The 18,492-nt window shown below is 68.5% G+C and carries 16 protein-coding genes; 10 read left to right on the top strand and 6 right to left on the bottom strand.

Annotated features, from left to right (window positions below; translation table 11 throughout):
- Positions 1-88: 88 nt before the first annotated feature.
- Both AC3WQZ_RS27890 and AC3WQZ_RS27885 read left to right on the top strand, forming a co-directional pair.
- Complete coding sequence (locus AC3WQZ_RS27890; protein ID WP_010809827.1) at positions 89-1,237, top strand: exonuclease SbcCD subunit D; 1,149 nt, start codon at positions 89-91, stop codon at positions 1,235-1,237.
- Positions 1,234-4,296 (top strand): AAA family ATPase, encoded by a 3,063-nt coding sequence (locus tag AC3WQZ_RS27885; protein ID WP_439669591.1) that lies wholly within the window; start codon positions 1,234-1,236, stop codon positions 4,294-4,296. The genes AC3WQZ_RS27890 and AC3WQZ_RS27885 overlap by 4 nt, the downstream gene beginning before the upstream one ends.
- Before the next feature lie 18 nt (positions 4,297-4,314).
- Here AC3WQZ_RS27885 and AC3WQZ_RS27880 read toward each other — a convergent pair whose 3' ends face one another.
- Positions 4,315-4,572, bottom strand: a complete 258-nt coding sequence (locus tag AC3WQZ_RS27880) for a hypothetical protein (RefSeq protein WP_010809829.1) — start codon at positions 4,570-4,572, stop codon at positions 4,315-4,317.
- A gap of 478 nt (positions 4,573-5,050) precedes the next feature.
- On the opposite strand from AC3WQZ_RS27880, the gene AC3WQZ_RS27875 reads away from it, so the two are divergent.
- From AC3WQZ_RS27875 to AC3WQZ_RS27855, 5 genes are all read left to right on the top strand, one after another.
- Positions 5,051-5,713, top strand: a complete 663-nt coding sequence (locus AC3WQZ_RS27875; RefSeq protein WP_010809830.1) for a 3-oxoacid CoA-transferase subunit A — start codon at positions 5,051-5,053, stop codon at positions 5,711-5,713.
- Positions 5,714-5,737: 24 nt separating this feature from the next.
- Positions 5,738-6,379, top strand: coding sequence for a 3-oxoacid CoA-transferase subunit B (locus AC3WQZ_RS27870; RefSeq protein ID WP_010809831.1), 642 nt, complete (start codon positions 5,738-5,740; stop codon positions 6,377-6,379).
- A 40-nt stretch (positions 6,380-6,419) separates the two neighbouring features.
- Positions 6,420-7,622 (top strand): 3-oxoadipyl-CoA thiolase, encoded by a 1,203-nt coding sequence (pcaF, locus tag AC3WQZ_RS27865; RefSeq protein ID WP_010809832.1) that lies wholly within the window; start codon positions 6,420-6,422, stop codon positions 7,620-7,622.
- Between the two features lie 90 nt (positions 7,623-7,712).
- Entirely contained in the window at positions 7,713-8,444 is a 732-nt protein-coding gene (locus tag AC3WQZ_RS27860; RefSeq protein ID WP_010809833.1) for an SDR family NAD(P)-dependent oxidoreductase, read from the top strand.
- A 207-nt stretch (positions 8,445-8,651) separates the two neighbouring features.
- Positions 8,652-9,659, top strand: coding sequence for a Bug family tripartite tricarboxylate transporter substrate binding protein (locus AC3WQZ_RS27855; protein ID WP_010809834.1), 1,008 nt, complete (start codon positions 8,652-8,654; stop codon positions 9,657-9,659).
- 84 nt (positions 9,660-9,743) lie between these two features.
- Here AC3WQZ_RS27855 and tcuB read toward each other — a convergent pair whose 3' ends face one another.
- The 3 genes from tcuB to AC3WQZ_RS27840 all read right to left on the bottom strand — a co-directional run bounded on the left by tcuB (position 9,744) and on the right by AC3WQZ_RS27840 (position 13,377).
- Positions 9,744-10,943 carry a tricarballylate utilization 4Fe-4S protein TcuB gene (gene tcuB / locus AC3WQZ_RS27850; RefSeq protein ID WP_492301650.1) on the bottom strand — a complete coding sequence of 400 codons (1,200 nt, stop codon included), beginning with the start codon at positions 10,941-10,943 and terminating at the stop codon, positions 9,744-9,746.
- Positions 10,930-12,339: an FAD-dependent tricarballylate dehydrogenase TcuA gene (gene tcuA / locus AC3WQZ_RS27845; RefSeq protein ID WP_010809836.1), complete on the bottom strand. Its 1,410-nt coding sequence runs from the start codon at positions 12,337-12,339 to the stop codon at positions 10,930-10,932. Before tcuA ends, tcuB begins: the two co-directional genes overlap by 14 nt.
- A gap of 111 nt (positions 12,340-12,450) precedes the next feature.
- Complete coding sequence (locus AC3WQZ_RS27840) at positions 12,451-13,377, bottom strand: LysR family transcriptional regulator (protein ID WP_010809837.1); 927 nt, start codon at positions 13,375-13,377, stop codon at positions 12,451-12,453.
- A gap of 199 nt (positions 13,378-13,576) precedes the next feature.
- Here AC3WQZ_RS27840 and AC3WQZ_RS27835 point away from each other — a divergent pair, with 199 nt between their 5' ends.
- Together AC3WQZ_RS27835 and AC3WQZ_RS27830 are read left to right on the top strand one after the other, a co-directional pair.
- On the top strand, positions 13,577-14,563 hold the full coding sequence (locus tag AC3WQZ_RS27835; protein ID WP_010809838.1) for a Bug family tripartite tricarboxylate transporter substrate binding protein: 987 nt from the start codon (positions 13,577-13,579) through the stop codon (positions 14,561-14,563).
- Positions 14,564-14,715: 152 nt separating this feature from the next.
- A complete protein-coding gene (locus AC3WQZ_RS27830) occupies positions 14,716-15,894 on the top strand; it encodes an FIST signal transduction protein (protein WP_037024337.1) in 1,179 nt (392 codons plus the stop codon).
- Here the strand turns inward: AC3WQZ_RS27830 and AC3WQZ_RS27825 are convergent.
- Both AC3WQZ_RS27825 and AC3WQZ_RS27820 read right to left on the bottom strand, forming a co-directional pair.
- On the bottom strand, positions 15,881-16,945 hold the full coding sequence (locus AC3WQZ_RS27825) for a phytoene/squalene synthase family protein (protein ID WP_454750014.1): 1,065 nt from the start codon (positions 16,943-16,945) through the stop codon (positions 15,881-15,883). The genes AC3WQZ_RS27830 and AC3WQZ_RS27825 overlap by 14 nt on opposite strands.
- A 111-nt stretch (positions 16,946-17,056) precedes the next feature.
- Positions 17,057-17,713 (bottom strand): dienelactone hydrolase family protein, encoded by a 657-nt coding sequence (locus AC3WQZ_RS27820; RefSeq protein WP_010809841.1) that lies wholly within the window; start codon positions 17,711-17,713, stop codon positions 17,057-17,059.
- Positions 17,714-17,871: 158 nt separating this feature from the next.
- On the opposite strand from AC3WQZ_RS27820, the gene AC3WQZ_RS27815 reads away from it, so the two are divergent.
- Entirely contained in the window at positions 17,872-18,357 is a 486-nt protein-coding gene (locus AC3WQZ_RS27815) for a SixA phosphatase family protein (RefSeq protein WP_011616416.1), read from the top strand.
- Positions 18,358-18,492: the final 135 nt, after the last annotated feature.

The raw sequence follows: 18,492 nt of genomic DNA, 5'->3' as shown, positions 1-18,492 counted from the left end.
CGCGCCCGCCTGAACCGTTGCTGAACGGGCAGTCAGGTCGCAACGCATTATGATGCGGGTTTCGCCTTTGCATCTATCGGATCCCGGATTGCGTTTCCTTCACACCGCCGACTGGCATCTCGGCCGGCTCTTCCATGCGCGCAGCCTGCTGGAAGACCAGGCCCATATCCTCGACCAGTTTGTCGAACTGGTCCGCACCGAACGCCCCGATGCCGTGCTGATCGCCGGCGACGTCTACGACCGCGCCGTGCCGCCGCCTGAAGCAGTGGCCTTGCTCGACGACGTGCTGGGCCGCATCGTCATCGACACCGGAGTGCCGGTGGTGATGATCGCCGGCAACCATGACAGCGCGCAGCGGCTGGAATTCGGCGCGCGGCTGATGCGGGCGCAGGGCCTGCACGTGGCCGGCCGCACGCTGGCCGCGGCGGCCTGCGTGACGCTGCACGACACCCACGGCGAGGTGCGCATCTACGCGCTGCCGTACGCGGAACCGGCGGTGGTGCGCGATGCCATGGGCACCGACCTGCCATCGCATGAAGCCGCGCTGCGCGCGCAGCTCGATGCCATCCGCGCGGTGCATCCGCCGGGCGTGCGTGCCGTGGTGGTGGGCCATGCCTTCGTGGTGGGCGGCGCGGCAAGCGAATCGGAACGGCCGCTGTCGGTGGGCGGCAGCGGCGCGGTGGCCGCGGACCTGTTCGCCGGCTTTGACCTGGTGGCGCTGGGCCACCTGCACCGGCCCCAGACGCTGGGCGGCGGGCGCGTTCACTATGCGGGCTCGCTGCTGAAGTATTCGCTGTCAGAGTGCGCGCACGACAAGTCGGTGTCGCGCATCGAACTGGGCGCGGACGGCGCGGTCGCCATCACGCCGGTGCCGCTGCAGGCGCTGCGCGATGTGCGCGTGGTCGAAGGCGAACTGGCCGCGGTGCTGGCGGCGGGTGTCGATGATCCGCAACGCGATGACTACATCCACGCGCGGCTCACCGATACGGGCGCGCTGCTGGACCCGATGGCCAGGCTGCGGCAGGTCTATCCCAATGCGCTCGCGATCGAACGCACGGTGCTGGCGCGCACCGGCACGGCTTCGGAGGCCGGGCGCAAGTTGCGGCAACTGGGTACCGGCGAACTCTTTGCCAACTTCTTCCGCGAAGTGGCGGATGCCGAGCTGGAACCGGACCAGCGTGCCGTGCTCGACCAGGTGCTGACCGGGATCGCCGCCGCGGACAGGGAGTCGGCATGAGACCGCTGCATTTGACGCTGCAGGCCTTCGGTCCCTTTGCCGCGACCGAGCAGGTCGATTTCACGCGGCTGGGCGAGCAGGCCTTCGTACTGATCCATGGCCCCACCGGCGCGGGCAAGACCACGCTGCTCGACGCGATCTGCTTTGCGCTGTACGGCGATACCTCCGGCGGCGAGCGCAGTGCGCAGGCCATGCGCAGCGCCAACGCCGCGCCCGCGCTGCGCACCGAGGTGACGCTGGAGTTCAGCCTGGGCGCGCAGCGCTGGCGCGTGGTGCGCTCGCCGGTACAGGAGCGGCCCAAGCAGCGCGGCGAGGGCTGGGTGACCGAGCCGGCCAAGGCCCAGCTGGACCTGCATGACGGCAACGACTGGATCAGCAAGGCCAGCCAGCCCGCCAGGGTCAGCGACGCCGTGCGCGACTTGCTGGGTTTCGACAGTGCCCAGTTCCGCCAGGTGATCGTGCTGCCGCAGGGGCGCTTCCGTGAATTGCTGACCGCCAGTTCGCAGGCGCGCCAGGCCATTCTGGAGCGCCTGTTCCGCACCGAGTTGTACCGGCGCGTGGAAGAGCTGCTGAAGGCCGAGGCCGCCGGCATCCGCCGCGATGCCGAGCGCATCACCATCCAGCGCGACGAAGCGCTGCGCCAGGTTGGGGTGGAATCGGCGCAGGCGCTGGCAGAGGGAATCGAGGCCTTGCAGGCCGAGTTGCAGGCGCTGCAGGGGCAGGAACAGGGCGCGCGGGCCACGCTGGCCGCAGCGCAGGCGGCGCTGGGTGCCGGCGAGCAGGTGGCGGCGCGGTTGCGGGAACGCCAGCAGGCGCAGGCCGCGCACGCGGCGCTGCTGGCGCGCCAGCCAGCCATGGAGCATGAGCGCGCGCGCCTGCACGCCGCCCAGCGCGCCGCGCGTGTCAGGCCGGCATTGCAGGCGTGGCAAGCCGCGCAGCGCGACCAGGCCGCCAGCGCCGTTGCCTTGACGCAGTCTGGCGAGCAGGCGGCGCGCGCCGCGCAACAGGCCACGCAGGCGGCTGCCGCCTTGCAGGCCGAAAAGGCACGCGCTGAAGCGCGCCAGTCCGCGCAGAGGCGGGTTTCGCAGCTGGCAGACATGCTGCCGCGCGCGCAGCAGCTGGGTGCGCAGCTGGCCGCGCTGCAGGCGGCCGAAGCCAGGCAGGTGGCAGCCGCCACCGCGCGCGAACGCGCCGCCGCACAGCTTGCCACGCGGCAAGCCGATGCCGTTGGCGCGGAGTCCGCGCTGGCGCAAGGCCAGCTTGCTGCCGCGCAGGCACAGGCCACGGCGTTGCAGCTGGCCGCGTTGCAGGAACGCGCGCGGCAGCTTGACCGTCATCAGCAAGCTGTCCGGGCACTGGATGCCGCGAACGCACAGGCGGCCAATGCCGCCGCTGCCGAACAGCAAGCCCTGCGCCAGCGCGAGCAGTGCCGCGCCGCGCTGGCCGAAGCGGAAGCCGCCTGGCGCGCCGGGCAGGCCGCGCGGCTGGCCGCAAGCCTGGCAGCGGGCGATGCCTGCCCAGTCTGCGGCAGCACCGCACACCCGGCACCGGCGCAGCACGTGGCGGCGCCGCTGTCGGACCAGGCGCTGGAGCAGGCCCGCCACGCCGCGCTCGAGGCTGAATCCCATGCGGTGCGCTGCACCGGCCAGCACCAGGCGGCACAAGCTGCCATTGCCCAGGCGCGCGAGCGGCTGGACGAACTGGCGCAGGCGCTGGGCGAGGTCGGCGACGAGTCCGCCCGCAAGCTGAAAGCCGAGATCACGGGACTGGAAGCGGCACTGGCCGAAGGCCGGCAAGCGGCGGCAAGCCTTGCGCAACGCGAAGCCGCCATCGTCAGCTGCCGCACCGCGCTCGCAGCGGCGGACGCCGCCAGCCGCGATGCCACGGCCGGCGCCGAGGCCGCTGCCCAGGCGCTGGCCCACTGCCGTGGCGAATGGCAGGCCAACAGTGCGCAGGTTCCCGAGGATTCACGCGACCCCGTGGCGCTGGGCGAGGCCCTGCGGCAGGCGCAGGCTATGCTCGCCGCGCTGGAACAGGCGCTGGCCGCTGCGCAGGCGGCCGAGCGCCAGGCTGCGGCGGACGCAGCCGGGGCACAGGCTGGACTGGTCTCGGCACAGCAGGCACAGGCCCAGGCGTCTAACCGCCTGGCCGAGGCCGAATCCGTGCTTGCACAGGCGCTCGCGCAGCAAGGCTTTGCCGATGTGCCGGCCCACGCGGCCGCCTGTCTTGGCGACGATGCCATGCAGGCGCTCGACGCGACGCTGCGCGCGTTCGATACCCAGCTGGCCACAGCCGCCGACTGGCGCGAACGCGCCGAGGCCGCCGCGCAAGCGCTGGACGCGCCGGATCTGGACGGCCTGCGCGCAGCGCGCGATGCGTCGGCCGCCGCGGTGGAAGCCCTGGTCCGGCAACAGGCCGAGCGCGGCCGTTCGCGCGACACGCTGCTGCAGTGCCAGCTGCGCCTGCAGCAGCTGGACGCGCAGGGGCGCGACATCGAGGCACGCTACGCGGTGCTGGGCCGGCTGGCCGAAGTCGCCAACGGCAACAACCCGCGCCGCATGACCTTCCAGCGCTTCGTGCTGGCCACACTGCTCGATGAGGTGCTGGAAGCCGCGTCGGCGCGTTTGCTGGCGATGAGCCGCGGCCGCTATGTGCTGCAGCGCGTGCGCGAGCAGGCAGACCAGCGCAGTGCGGGCGGACTGGATATCGAAGTGTTCGACCACGATACCGGCGCGGCGCGTCCGGCCAATACGCTGTCAGGTGGCGAGGGCTTCCTCGCGTCGTTGTCGCTGGCGCTGGGGCTGGCCGACGTGGTGCAGTCGCGCGCCGGCGGCATCCAGCTCGATACGCTGTTTGTCGACGAAGGCTTTGGCACGCTCGATCCCGAGAGCCTGGACTTTGCCATCCGTACGCTGCTGGACCTGCAGCAGGCAGGGCGGCTGGTGGGGATCATTTCGCACGTCACCGAATTGCGTGAGCGCATCGACGTGCGGTTGGAGGTGCGCCCTGGGGTTGGCGGCAGCCGGGTACTGTTGACGGGCGTGGCGACCCTCGCGTAATGCGGCGGGGTTTCCCCGTCAGCCGACGAATACCTGGCGGCAACGAATCGCCATCACTTGCGCTTCAAATGCGCGGGCGGCTGCCCGGGCCAGGCGCACGCGGCGCGACAGCGGGTGCGGGCGGGATGGCATGTTGGCGCCAGCCGGGGCAGGCGCGGGCGATTGCAGTTGATCCTTGCTGGGTTTCAGTCCCCACGCCTGCTGCGTGACATGCAGGATGCGCGCAAGCGTCACTGCATGGGGCGTGGATGAAAACGGGACATGGACGGTGGCCATGACGGGCTCCTCGTTCTTTGTTGCCAGGCTGCCCTGCTCAGCCGGGTGGTCCGGTGGCTGCTGTGCGGGTGTTGCCTTGCCTGATTCCACAATAGCCCGTGCGACCCCCGGGCCATATCGAGTGCGAGCCGATTGTGATGTCGGCCCCGTCCTACACACGGGGTGTGCCCGTCACCCGCGCGCGCTAATCGCACAATCTGGTTAGCCGACCGCCCGGTCGGCTTGACCGTCGCCGACGCGCAGGTGTAATCTGTTCATTCTGCGAATTCAAGTTCGTACATCGAACAAATCGGTTAACGAACAACCGGTCCACACCCAGAGACTCACGCAGACTGCTGGACTCGTTCAAATGGGTAGCGCCCCGCGCAGCCCGCCGCGACGAAACTCCTTCCGGCAGGATTACCGGAGACAGCCTTTCATGCGCCGCGTCTTGCGGCCCGCTCCGGTAGCCTGGCGGATCTTCCGACCTGGAACGCAAGTGATCAACAAGCTATACGACTCGGTGGAAGCGGCGGTGGCCGGCATCCACGACGGCGCCACCATCCTGATTGGCGGCTTCGGCCTCGCAGGCATGCCCGCGGAACTGATCGACGCGCTGATCGAGCAAGGCGCGCGCGACCTGACCATCGTCAACAACAACGCCGGCAACGGCGACACCGGGCTGGCCGCGCTGCTCAAGACCAAGCGCGTGCGCAAGATCATCTGCTCGTTCCCGCGCCAGGCGGATTCCTACGTCTTCGATTCGCTCTACCACGCGGGCGAGATCGAGCTGGAACTGGTGCCCCAGGGCAACCTGGCCGAGCGCATCCGCGCCGCCGGTGCCGGCATCGGCGGCTTCTTCACGCGCACCGCCTACGGCACGCCGCTGGCCGAGGGCAAGGAAACGCGCATCATCGACGGCCAGGGCTATGTGTTCGAGACCCCGATCCACGCCGACTTCGCGCTGATCAAGGCCGACACCGCCGACCGCTGGGGCAACCTTACCTATCGCAAGACTGCGCGCAATTTCGGCCCGATCATGGCGATGGCCGCCAAATGCGCCATCGTGCAAGTCAGCCACGTGGTGGAGCTGGGCGAGATGGACCCCGAACACATCGTGACGCCGGGCCTCTTCGTCAAGCGCGTCGTCAAGGTCGCCTGAGCGACAGGTAACAGGAGAATCCAGATGCAACGCCTGACCCGCGATCAGATGGCCGCCCGCGTGGCCAAAGACATTCCCGACGGTGCCGTGGTCAACCTCGGCATCGGCCTGCCGACACTGGTCGGCAACCACCTGCCCGCAGACAAGGAAATCCTGCTGCACAGCGAGAACGGCCTGCTTGGCATGGGCCCCGCGCCCGCGCCCGGCGAGGAAGACGGCGACCTGATCAATGCCGGCAAGCAGCCGGTGACGGTCAAGCCGGGCGGCTCGTTCTTCCATCACGCCGATTCGTTCGCGATGATGCGTGGCGGCCACCTGGACTTCTGCGTGCTGGGTGCGTTCCAGGTCTCAGAGAAGGGCGACCTGGCCAACTGGCACACCGGCGCGCCCGGCGCCATCCCCGCCGTGGGCGGCGCGATGGACCTGGCCATCGGCGCCAAGCAGGTGTTCGTGATGATGGAGCACCAGACCAAGCAGGGCGAGAGCAAGATTGTGCCGCAGTGCACCTATCCGCTGACCGGCATCGGCTGCGTGACCCGCATCTACACTGACCTTGCGACCATCGACGTGACCGCCGACGGGCTGGTCGCGCGCGACCTGGTCGAAGGGCTGAGCTTCGATGAACTGCAGCGCATTACCGGCGTTCCCCTGAAGCTGGCCGCCTGAGCGCCGGCATCACCACACACCAAAACGAGAGAGACACACCATGACCGAAGCCTTTATCTGCGACGCCATCCGCACCCCCATCGGCCGCTACGGCGGCAGCCTGTCCGCGGTGCGCCCGGACGACCTCGGCGCGGTGCCGCTGAAGGCGCTGATGGCCCGCAATCCGAACCTGGACTGGAAGGCCATCGATGACGTGATCTACGGCAACGCCAACCAGGCCGGCGAAGACAACCGCAACGTGGCACGCATGTCGGCGCTGCTGGCGGGCCTGCCGCAAGAGGTGCCGGGCGCCACCATCAACCGCCTGTGCGGCTCCGGCATGGACGCTACCGGCACCGCCGCGCGCGCCATCAAGGCCGGCGAAGCCACCCTGATGATCGCCGGCGGCGTGGAAAGCATGAGCCGCGCCCCGTTCGTGATGGGCAAGGCCACCAGCGCGTTCTCGCGCGATGCGCAGATCTTCGACACCACCATCGGCTGGCGCTTCATCAACCCGGCCATGCGCGCGGCCTACGGCGTGGACTCGATGCCCGAGACCGCCGAGAACGTCGCCACCGACTACAAGATCAGCCGCGAAGACCAGGACCTGATGGCGCTGCGCAGCCAGGAAAAGGCCTCGCGCGCGCAGGCCGACGGCACGCTGGCGCAGGAAATAACCCCGGTCACCATCGCCCAGAAGAAGGGCGACCCGATCGTGGTCGAGCGCGACGAGCACCCGCGCGCCACCAGCATGGAAGCGCTGGCCAAGCTGCGCGGCGTGGTCCGTCCTGACGGCACCGTGACCGCTGGCAATGCCTCGGGCGTGAACGACGGCGCCTGCGCGCTGCTGCTGGCCAGCGAAGCCGGCCTCAAGCAGCACGGCCTGACCCCGCGCGCCCGCATCGTCGGCATGGCCACCGCCGGCGTGGCGCCGCGCGTGATGGGCATCGGCCCGGCACCGGCGTCGCAGAAGCTGCTCAGGCAGCTGGGCATGACCATGGACCAGATCGACGTGATCGAGCTGAACGAAGCGTTCGCCGCGCAAGGCCTGGCCGTGCTGCGTGAACTGGGCGTGGCCGACGACGACAAGCGCGTCAACCCGAACGGCGGCGCGATCGCGCTGGGCCACCCGCTGGGCATGAGCGGCGCGCGCCTGGTGACCACCGCGATGTACCAGCTGCATCGCACCGGTGGGCGCTTTGCGCTGTGCACGATGTGCATTGGCGTGGGCCAGGGTATTGCGATGGTGATCGAGCGGGTCTAAGTCAAGCCAGTTGGAAAGCTGAGGGTGTACTCCCTCTCCCGCAAGCGGGAGAGGGGGCGAGTTAGCGGTAGTTCTTGGAGTGAGCAAGAGATGTCCCTTCCCGTAGCCACGCTCGTGACCGGCGGCAGTTCCGGTATCGGCCGCGCCATCTGTGAAATGCTGCTGGCCGATGGCGTGACCCAGGTGGTCAATATCGACTATGCCGAACCGGCCTGGTCGCACCCGAACCTGACTTTCTTCCAGGCCGACCTGACCGATGCCGAGGCGACCCGCGCCGTGGCCGCGCAGGTGACCTCGCGCTTCGCCGTCACGCGCCTGGTGAACAACGCCGGCGCCACGCGCCCCGGCACCGCCGACACCGCCACCGTCGCCGACCTGGACTACGTGACCGCCCTGCACCTGCAGGCCACGCTGCTGCTGACGCAGGCGTGCCTGCCCGCGATGCGTGCCGCCGGCTTTGGCCGCATCGTCAACATGGCCTCGCGCGCCGCGCTGGGCAAGGCCGAGCGCGTGGTGTACTCCGCCACCAAGGCCGGCCTGATCGGCATGACCCGCACGCTCGCGATGGAGCTGGGCGGCGACGGCGTCACCGTCAACGCCGTGGCCCCGGGCCCGATCGCCACCGAGCTGTTCCGCAAAAGCAACCCCGAAGGCGCCGAACAGACCCGGCGCATCCTGGCCAGCATCACGGTCAAGCGCATGGGTACGCCGGAAGACGTTGCGCGTGCCGCGCTGTTCTTCCTGTCGCCAGACAACGGCTTCGTCACCGGCCAGGTGCTGTACGTGTGCGGCGGCACCACGCTGGGCGTTGCGCCGGTGTAAGCAGCGCGCGTCCCAGGCATCCCGCATTCAAGCATTCAACAAGAAGAGACGTTAACCAAGCGTCACGCATGGCGGCCCGTGGCCGGGCCGCCCACCGGATGCGCGCATGTGCGCGCCATCCGTTCGGGAACGGCAATCACGCCATTCAGCACAACCTCCCGCGGTACCCAATCACCGCCGGAACGATATAGCACCGGAGCATTACCGATGAGACAAGATTCCCAGACCTCCACCACGCGCCGCCGCCTGCTTGCCGCTGGCGTGGCGCTGGCCACCACCATCGCCGGCTTTGCCGGTGCGGCCCATGCGCAGGGCGGCTACCCGACCAAGCCGATCACCATGATCGTGCCGTTCTCGGCCGGCGGCACCACCGACATCCTGGCCCGCATCGTCGGCCTGCAGCTGGGCAAGGCGCTCGGCCAGCCGGTGGTGATCGACAACCGTCCGGGCGCGGGCGGCAATATCGGCGCCTCGCTGGCGGCCAAGGCGCCTGGCGATGGCTACACGCTGTTCATGGGCACCATCGGCACGCACGCGATCAACCAGTCGCTGTACTCCAAGCTGCCGTATGACCCGGTCAAGGACTTCGCACCGATCACGCGCGTGGCCATGGTGCCGAACCTGGTGGTGGTGAATCCCAAGGTGCCGGTCAACAACGTCAAGGAACTGATCACCTACGTCAAGGCCAACCCGGACAAGCTGTCGTACGGCTCGTCGGGCAGCGGTTCGTCGATGCACCTGTCGGGCGAGCTGTTCAACTCCATGACCGGCCTGCATATCCAGCACATCCCGTACAAGGGCAGCGCCCCGGCCGTGAACGACCTGCTGGGCAACCAGATCGGCCTGATGTTCGACAACATGCCGTCGTCGTACCCGCACGTGAAGGCCGGCAAGTTGCGCGCCATCGCCGTGACTTCGGCCAAGCGCTCGCCGGCGCTGCCCAACGTGCCGACCGTGGCCGAATCGGGCGTGCCGGGCTATGAAGCCACCTCGTGGTTTGCGCTGTACGCCACCGGCGGCACGCCGCAGCCCATCGTCGACCGCCTCAACGCCGAAGTGGTGAAGATCCTGGCCATGCCGGAAGTGAAGAAGCAGATGGCCGACCAGGGTGCCGAACCCAACCCGGAAAAGCCGGCCCAGCTGGCCGCGTTCATGAAGTCGGAGACGGCCAAGTGGGCGAAGGTGGTGAAGGCTTCGGGCGCTACGGTGGATTGATTCACATACAGGCTGCGCCAAAGAAAAGCCGGTCCCTGTCGGGGACCGGCTTTTTGTTTATGCGTGGGCGGGGACGGCTGCCACTCAATCGCTGCCAAGCTGCAGCTTGTTTTTCTGCCGCTTTTCGATCGCAGATTTGAGCAGCGCCGCACTGCGATAGATGCCGTGTGCGAACTTGCCATACGGCAGCGTCGCAAACAACGCCATCACCACGCCAAGGTGGACCGCCAGCAGCAGCGGCATCGCCGCCGTGCCGCGCCCGGCCAGCAACCCCAGTCCGGTGGCGCTGGTCAGCAGCAGCAGCGCGATGAAGCCGCGGTCCATCGGGCGCTGCCGGGCATCCCCATGCATCGGGTGCCGGCGCAGGTTCAGCCATAGCAAGCCGGCCGGGCCCACCAGCAGGCCCACGCCGCCGGCGGTGCCCAGCAGCACCGGCAGGCTCGTGACCGGATAGGGCGCATGCCAGCCCAGCAGATAGTGGTAGCCGGTCGCCACCGCTGTCGACGCAAAGCACAGCATGAAACCGTAGAACGTGAAATGGTGGAAGCGCCGCCCCGCCAGTGTGAAGCGGTCGCTGGCCTCGTTGCAGCCATCGCCGTGGCCGCCATCGAGGTAGGTCAGTGCCAGCACGTTCCGAGCCGCCTCTGCCACGGCCGGTGCCGACGCTGTGCCGGCAGAGACATCACGCCAGAAGCGGCGCACGCCCAGGCCAAGCGCAAGCACGGCAAAGCCGAACACACTGCCGAACAATGCCGCCAGCGTGTTGTGCGGGAATACCGCGTAGAAATTGCCGCCCTCATGCGTCTGCCACAGCGCGCCGCCCAGCGTGGCGGCGAGTACCAGGAACAACGCCAGCCCGAAGGCCAGCGCCACCGACACCGTCAGCCCGTTGCGCTGGTACAGCTTGCCCAGCGGCGCGGGCCATGCATATTCGCTATAGGTTTCCAGCCGCACCTTTGCCATGGCCTGCGGCACATTGACGCCGAAATCATGCGGCGGCGCGTACTGGCAGGCGTGGTAGCAGGCGCCGCAGTTGTGGCACAGGTTGGCCAGGTAGTTGACGTCGGCCTTGCCGAACTCCAGCCGGCGGGTCATGGCCGGGAACACCGCGCAGAAGCCTTCGCAGTAGCGGCAGGCATTGCAGATCTGCATCTGCCGGGCAACTTCGGCCTCATTGTCGGTCAGCGGCAGCACGCGGATGACGCGGGACTGCGGCGCCGGGGCGGCAGCGTCCTGCCCGGCCAGTTGCGCGGCCTCGCGCGTCAGGGCTTCAAGCTTCTGCATGGATGGCTCCCGTGTTGATGCCCGCCGCCAATGCAGCCTGCGTGCCCGCGATGCGCCCGAAGGCCGTGCCGATCGACATGCCGACACCGGCCGTGTATCCCTTGCCGAGCACGTTGCCGGCCATCATTTCTCCTGCCACGAACAGATTCCCGCTTGGCTTGCCGCCAAAGTGCACCTGGGCGCGGTCGTTGACCTTGAGCCCCAGGTAAGTGAAGGTGATGCCCGGCCGCAGCGCGTAGCCATAGAACGGCGCCTGGTCGAGCGGCCTGGCCCAATGCGTCTTGGCTGGTGCCAGGCCTTCGGTGTGGCAGTCGTCCAGCGCGGTATGGTCGAAGCTGCCGACGCGGCACGCCGCGTTGTAGTCCTGCACCGTGCGCACGAACTGCGCTTCCGGCAGCCCGAGCTTGCGCGCGAGCTCAGGCAGCGTGTCGGCCTTCTCGCCGGGAAACACCGGCGGCATGAAGCGGCCGATGGCCTTGCTGTCGATGATCGAATAGCCGATCTGCCCGGGCTGCTGCGCCACCAGCCGGCCCCAGATGGCGTAGCGCTTGGGCCAGAAGTCCTCGCCCTCGTCGTAGAAGCGCACGGCGTCGCGATTGACCACGACGCCCAGCGACACGCAATCGATGCGCGTGCAGATGCCGCCGTCGTACAGCGGCGCGCGCGCGTCGATGGCGACACAGTGCGATTGCGACGGGTCGCCGATGGCATCGGCGCCCGCGTCGATCATGTAACGCAGCAGCACGCCCTGGTTGAAGCGCGTGCCGCGGATCAGGAAGTTGTCGGCGGGCCATTCTCCACGTTCATTCCGGCCCCAGGCTTCGCGCAGCCATTCGCGGTTGGATTCGAAGCCGCCCGCGGCCAGCACGCAGGCGCGCGCGGTGAAGCGCTGGCTGCCGCTGCGCGCGGCGACGAAGCGGTCGCCATCCAGCTCGATCGCATCCACCGGGGTTTCATAGCGGACCTGCACCCCCATCGCTTCGGCGCTGCGGTAGTACGCGTTGACCAGCGCCTTGCCGCCACCCATGAAGAAGGCGTTGGTGCGCGCCACGTGCAGCGCACCCGACAGCGGCGGCTGGAAGCGCACGCCATGCCTGCGCATCCACGGCCGGCAGGTCGATGACGCGCGGATCACCAGCCGCGCCAGGTGTTCGTCGGTGATGCCGCCGGTGACCTTGAGCAGGTCCTGCCAGTACTCTTCCTCGGGATAGGCATCGACCAGCACGTCCTGCGGCGCGTCGTGCATGCAGCGCAGGTTGCGCGTGTGCTGGGAGTTGCCGCCGCGCCAGGCGCGCGGCGCGGATTCGAGCAGCAGCACCGAGGCCCCGGCTTCGCGCGCCATCAGCGCCGCGCACAGGGCCGCGTTGCCGCCGCCAATTACCAATACGTCGACCATGGGGATTGTCTCCTTGCTGGCGCCATCTTGGCGCGCAAGGCGGGCGGGCGCCAGCAGGGGCGCGGCAAGGGGGCTTCAGCTTTCGTGAAGCCCGGCCGGGGCACAGCCGGCTCAGCGCGGGCGCAACGTGGCGCCGGGCCAGCGCCCCTCGCGCACCAGCGTGGTGGCGACGTCGGCCAGCACCACGCGCGCGGCCAGGCCCGCCGGCGACAGTTCATCGTCGGACAGGCTGACCAGCAGGTTGGGCCGCGTGGCGCCGGCGTCGGTGACCAGTATGCTGCGGTAGGGCGTGCCGTGGCTGCGCGCCAGTGCCGCGCCCGGCTGGATGGTGGCGCCCAGGCCACCGCGCACGGCGTCCATCAGGATCGCCAGCCCGTCGATCTCCGCCACCACCTGGGGTTCGCGCTTCGCCTGGCGAAAGCACGCGGCGACCAGCGCGCGCAGCCCGTGCGAGCCGCTGGGCAGGATCAGCGGCAGCTTGCCAAGTGCCGCCACCGAGGTCTGCTCGTCGCGCGGCATGCCGGCCAGCCCCTCGGCGCCGATCACGAACAGCCGCTCATCGAGCAGCGGCAGCACGCTCCAGCGCTGCGCGGGCTCCTCGCTGAACAGCACCGCCAGGTCGATCTGGCGCGCGCTCAGCATCGTGCCGAGGTAGCCGGACAGGCTCTCCACCATGCGCAGTCGCACGTCGGGGTAGCGCTCGCGCATGGCCTGCATGAAGGGCAGCGCCAGCACCGCGGCGGTGCTGGGCGGCAGGCCCACGCTGACATGGCCCGACAGGCGCGCCTGCCGCGCGGCCAGCGCGGCATCGTCGATATGACGCAGCGCCAGCTGGGCCTGGCGCCAGAAGGCCAGCCCGGCGTCGGTGGCGACCACGCCGGTGGAAGTGCGCTGCAGCAGCCGCGTCGACAGCTCGCTCTCCAGCCGGCTGATCTGCTGGCTCAGCGCGGACGTGACCACGCCCAGCTCCAGCGCCGCCTTGCCCATGCTGCCGTGCTCGATCACGCTGACGAAGTAGCGCAGTTGCCTCAGTTCCATGTCGCGTCCCCGCTGCCGCAATTTGCCCGCATGGTAGCGGAAAACCTGCCGCGGTTCACGAATCCTGAAGACCCGTTAACGCCCGCCCGATGGCGCGCTTGCCAGCGGCTGCGTAGAGTCGCACCGGTCAGAAACCGGCGGAAGCGACACTACGCAGCCGCCATTCCATAACAACATGACTTCCCGCAAAGGAGACTGCATGACAACCGTTTCGCGCATGCGCCGCGCCGTGATGGCCGGCCTCGCCGGTACCGCTGTGCTGGGCGCGCCCGCCGCGTTCGCCGCGGACAACTGGCCGGCCAAGCCGATCACCCTGGTAGTGCCCTTCGCCAGCGGCGGCACCACCGACATCCTCGCCCGCACCATCGGCCAGAAGCTGGGCGAGGCGCTGCAGCAGCCGGTGGTGGTGGATAACCGCCCCGGCGCCGGCGGCACCCTCGGCGCGGCCAACGTGGCGCGCGCGCCGGCCGACGGCTACACCTTCCTGCTGGCCACCGTCGCCCACACCATGGCGCCGGCCATCTACAAGAGCCTGCCCTACGAGTTCACGCGCGACCTCGATCCGGTGGGCCTGGTGGCGCTGACGCCCAATGTGCTGGTGGTCAATCCTGCGATCCCGGTGAAGTCCGTCTCCGACCTGGTCGCCTATATCAAGGCGCATCCCGGCAAGGTCAACTACGGCTCGGCCGGCATCGGCAGCACCGAGCACCTGTCCGGCGAGCTGTTCCGCGCGCTGACCGGCACCGACGTTGCGCATGTGCCGTATAAGGGCGGCGCGCCGATGATGACCGACCTGATCGCGGGCCAGATCCAGATGGCGATCGAAACCAGCCCGTCGGCGTCGCAGCACGTGCGCAGCGGCAAGGTCCGGGCGCTGGCGGTCACCACCGCGAAGCGTTCCGCCGCCTATCCCGGCGTGCCGACGCTGGCGGAGAGCGGCGTCAGGGGCTACGAAGTCACCACATGGTTCGCGCTGATGGCGCCGCGCGGCACGCCCGCGGCGATCGAGCAGCGCGTCTCGGCGGAGCTGGGCAAGCTGCTGAAGGCGCCGGAGGTGCAGAAGCGGTTTGACGAGCAGGGCGTGACCGCTGGTGACATGACGCCAACGCAGCTTGCTGCCTTTATCCGCGCCGAGACCGACAAGTGGGGCAAGGTGGCGCGGGAATCGGGGGCGAAGGCGGAGTAACGGCCTCGCTCACAAGGGCGGCGCTGGCGTTACAGGAGGAGATCGCGCGGGAGCGGCCGCGGCAGCCGACCGGCTGCCAGAACGGGGGCTGAACACCCCTTGCCGGCAACAGTCCAATGGATGTCGCCAGCCTGAATACGGAGGAACCCAAAATGCATGACCTTTCCTTCGTTCACGCTGACGCGGCCCACGTCGAATGGCAGGTCGCGCTGGCAGACTGCCAGCGCCAGCTGGACACGCAGGATTTCCTGCGCCAGGCGAAGGCAGACAACGCGCCGCCGCTCACGCTCGGCTGGTGCTACCTGAGCGACTACTACGCGCTGGCCGCCGAGGCCATCCTTGCCGCGCTGCAGCAGAACTGGCCCGGTGTGTCCTGGGTCGGCACGGTCGGCCTGGGCGTATCCGCCAGCGGCAAAGAGTATTTCGACGAGCCGGCCATGGTGCTGATGGCGGCGCCGTTTCCGCGCGACGCGTTCCAGCTGTTTTCGGGGCGCCAGCCCTTGCCGCCCGCGTCTTCCGGCTTCGTTCCGCATACCGCGCTGGTGCATGCCGAGGGCAGTACGCCCGATGTGCAGGACCTGTTGCATGAGCTGAGCGCGCGCACGGCCACCGGTTACCTGTTCGGCGGCTTGTCGTCGGCCCGCAACCGTACCTTGCATATTGCCGATGGCGTGTTTTCCGGTGGACTGTCGGGCGTGCTGTTCGGCCCCGAAATCGAACTGGTCTCCCGCGTCACGCAGGGCTGCCAGCCGATCGGGCCGGTGCGCGCCGTCACGCGCAGCGATCACAACCTCCTGTTCGAGCTGGACGGCAAGCCGGCCCTGGATTGCATCCTGAATGACCTCGGCGTCGAGCGCGATGCCCAGGTGGAGACCATGGCGGAGGCGCTGGCCGGAACGCTGGCCGGCCTGAATTCAGCCGCCGACGATGCCCCGGTGCTGCCCGGCAGGTTCGGCTCGGACACGCTGGTGCGCCACCTGATCGGCCTGGACGTGCAGCATCGCATGCTGGCGCTGGCCGACATGGTCGAGCCCGGCATGCGGCTGGCTTTCTGCATGCGCAATGCTGACGCGGCGCGCGCGGACCTGGTGCGCGTCGCCACCGAGATCCGTACGGAGATCGAACGCGGCGGCAGCCGCGCACGTGGCGCGCTCTACATCAGTTGCTCAGGCCGGGGCGGGCCGCATTTCGGCGCGCCGCATGCCGAGCTGCAGACCGTACGCCGCGCGCTTGGCGACCTCCCGCTGGCTGGCTTCTTTGCCGGCGGCGAGATCGCAAGGGATCACCTCTATGGCTATACGGGGGTGCTGACGGTATTCACCGGCCATTGAATCCGCGAATGACAGCATCGATGTTGCGCATCTGGCGCGCAAACCAGATGCGCAACAGGCTGTTCGACAGGACCATCGGCAGCGAATACGCAATGATCCGATACACCTTGCCGCGCTGCAGTCTGGACGCCTTTGCCGGGTCCAGCCAGTCGTCGTTGCGCACCAGCAGCAACAGCGTTTCCATGCCGATAAGGACGGGCCACAGGCAAGCCAGCCGCAGCCGGATAAAACGCGGGTGAATGGCAAGCGTGTACGCCATGGCCTCGCAAAAGTGGTCCAGCGTCTTGCGCACGAGCTCGAGCATCAAGGCCCGCGCGCGCGGCGAGGCGTCCGCAAGCAGCAGATCCTGCGGGCTCAGGCCATGCTGGTGCAGCATCGTCGCCGGAAGATAGCAGCGGCCGATGCGCAGGTCCTTGCCGCAGTCCCGCAGCACATTGGTCATCTGCAAGGCTTTGCCGAAGCGGACCCCGCGGCGCAGCATGGCGTCGGGCTTGCCGATCGCGCCAGGCATGTGCGCGGCGGTCATGCTGGTCCAGAACTCGCCCACGCATCCGGCGACCAGGTACGTATAACGGTCAAGCTCTTCCGGCTCGCGCAGTGCGACGATGCGGCCGGCGTTTTCATCGGGGAAGGTGCGCAGGTCAAATTCCATGCCCTCGCTCAGCGTCGATACGATCTGCCGTACCGCTTGCCGGTCGTCCGGCTCCAGCTGCGCCAGCACCGCCAGCGCAGGGCCCAGTGACTCGAGCAGGATGCGCTCGTCCGACTGTTGTTCCTGCCGGCCTGCCACCTCGGTTGCGATGCTGTCGGCCAGCGCCGTGTCTGCGGTTGCACCGTTGACCTGGTCGCGCAACGACAACAGCAGCGCCAGGCGCCGTTGTGGCGGGATCAGCGAGGTATCGGCAATCGTGTCGGCGGCACGCGCCAGCAGATAGGCCAGGCCGACCGGATCGCGCATCCGCTCGGGCAGCACGCGCAGCGTGAGATAGAACGAACGCGAGACGCCTTTGAGCAGCGGACCGAGGAGAAACGCCCGGCTGGGTTCGCGCATGGGTGGTGTCCTGTTCCCTGGGAGGTTGGCGAAAGTGACAATGCCCGGGTGGCCGTCAGGCCGGGCCCGGGCATTGTACCTTCGACGCCAGGGGCAGATTGCTGGCACTGTTCAGGGCGAGTCCTTGCCGAGATAGCGCTCGAACCACTGCGCCGCCAGGCGAGCGACCGATTCCAGTGCGCCGGGTTCCTCGAACAAATGCGAGGCGCCGGGCACGATCACCAGCTTCTTGGTGCATGTCAGCTGGGCATAGGCCGATTCATTGCGTTCCAGGACGCTCAGGTCCAGCCCGCCGATGATCAGCATGGTGGGCGCAAGCAGTTTCGCAAGGGCGTCGGGGCCCGCCAGGTCGACCCGGCCCCCGCGCGAAACGACGGCGTGTATCGGGATAGACGACTGGCATGCGGCACGGATCGACGCGGCGCCACCAACGCTGGCGCCGAAGTAGCCGAACCGCTGTGGCACGGCTTGCTGCCGCGCCACCCAGCTGGTTGCCTGCGCCAGCCGTGTCGCCAGGAGCTCGACGTCGAAGCGGATGGCCTGCACCTGGTCTTCATCCGGCAGCAGCAGGTCCATCAGCAGCGTTGCCATGCCGCAGCGATTGAGCTCCGCGGCCACATATCGATTGCGCGGGCTAAGCCGGGAACTGCCCGTGCCGTGCGCAAACAATACCAATGCGACCGCGCCGGGCGGCAACGTGAGTATGCCTTGCAGGTCCACGCCGCCGGCCGGGATCACAACCTCGATGGCTTCTGAATTGCTCGGCATGGCGCAGTCCTCCGACGGGTGGTGCGTAGACGTGCATCGCGTTGCAATCGCGCCCATCCAAGTCCACTATAGGGCGGGCGTGGCGGCGGGGCCAGTCGCCGTGTGCAGGTCTCCTGGCGCACGCAATCGACAACCATCCCTTTGGATCAGGAGGAAACATGAAGACCCTGTTTCTCGTCCGGCATGCCAAGTCAAGTAAAGATGATCCCTCCTTGCCCGACCGTGAGCGCCCCCTGAATGACCGTGGCCTGCAAGACGCCCCGGAAATGGGCAAGCGCCTGGCCGAGCGTAAGCTGAAGCCCGACCTGCTCCTGTCGAGTCCGGCCCTGCGTGCGCTGACGACAGCGCAACTGATCGCCGACGAGCTCGGCTATGCACGCAAGGACATCGCGCTCGATGACCAGCTGTACGCCACCAGCGCGGAGCAGTTGCTGGCCGTCGTTCGTGCGCTCGACAAGAAGCTCGATTGCGTGATGCTGTTCGGTCACAACCCCGAGTTCACCGACTTCGCGCATCGCTTGTCGGACGAGATTACCGACATGCCGACCTGCGCCGTCGCCAGATTCAGCTTCGACACCAGGGCGTGGGAGGATGTCGGCGAAATCACCCCGTCGAAAGTCACGCTGGAATCGCCGAAGAAGTAATCCGATGCCGGCCGCCTTCAGCGTGGCAGTGATATATCCGGCTTGACCATACGGGGCGAAGCGATAAGAATTTGTGATCGCAGGCGAAAGCCTGCCCTCACGCTTCTCTACGCTTGGTCCCACCCATGATCCCAC

This window comes from Cupriavidus sp. FW305-26, from assembly GCF_058787975.1.
This window is presented reverse-complemented; position numbering and strand designations above follow the sequence as displayed.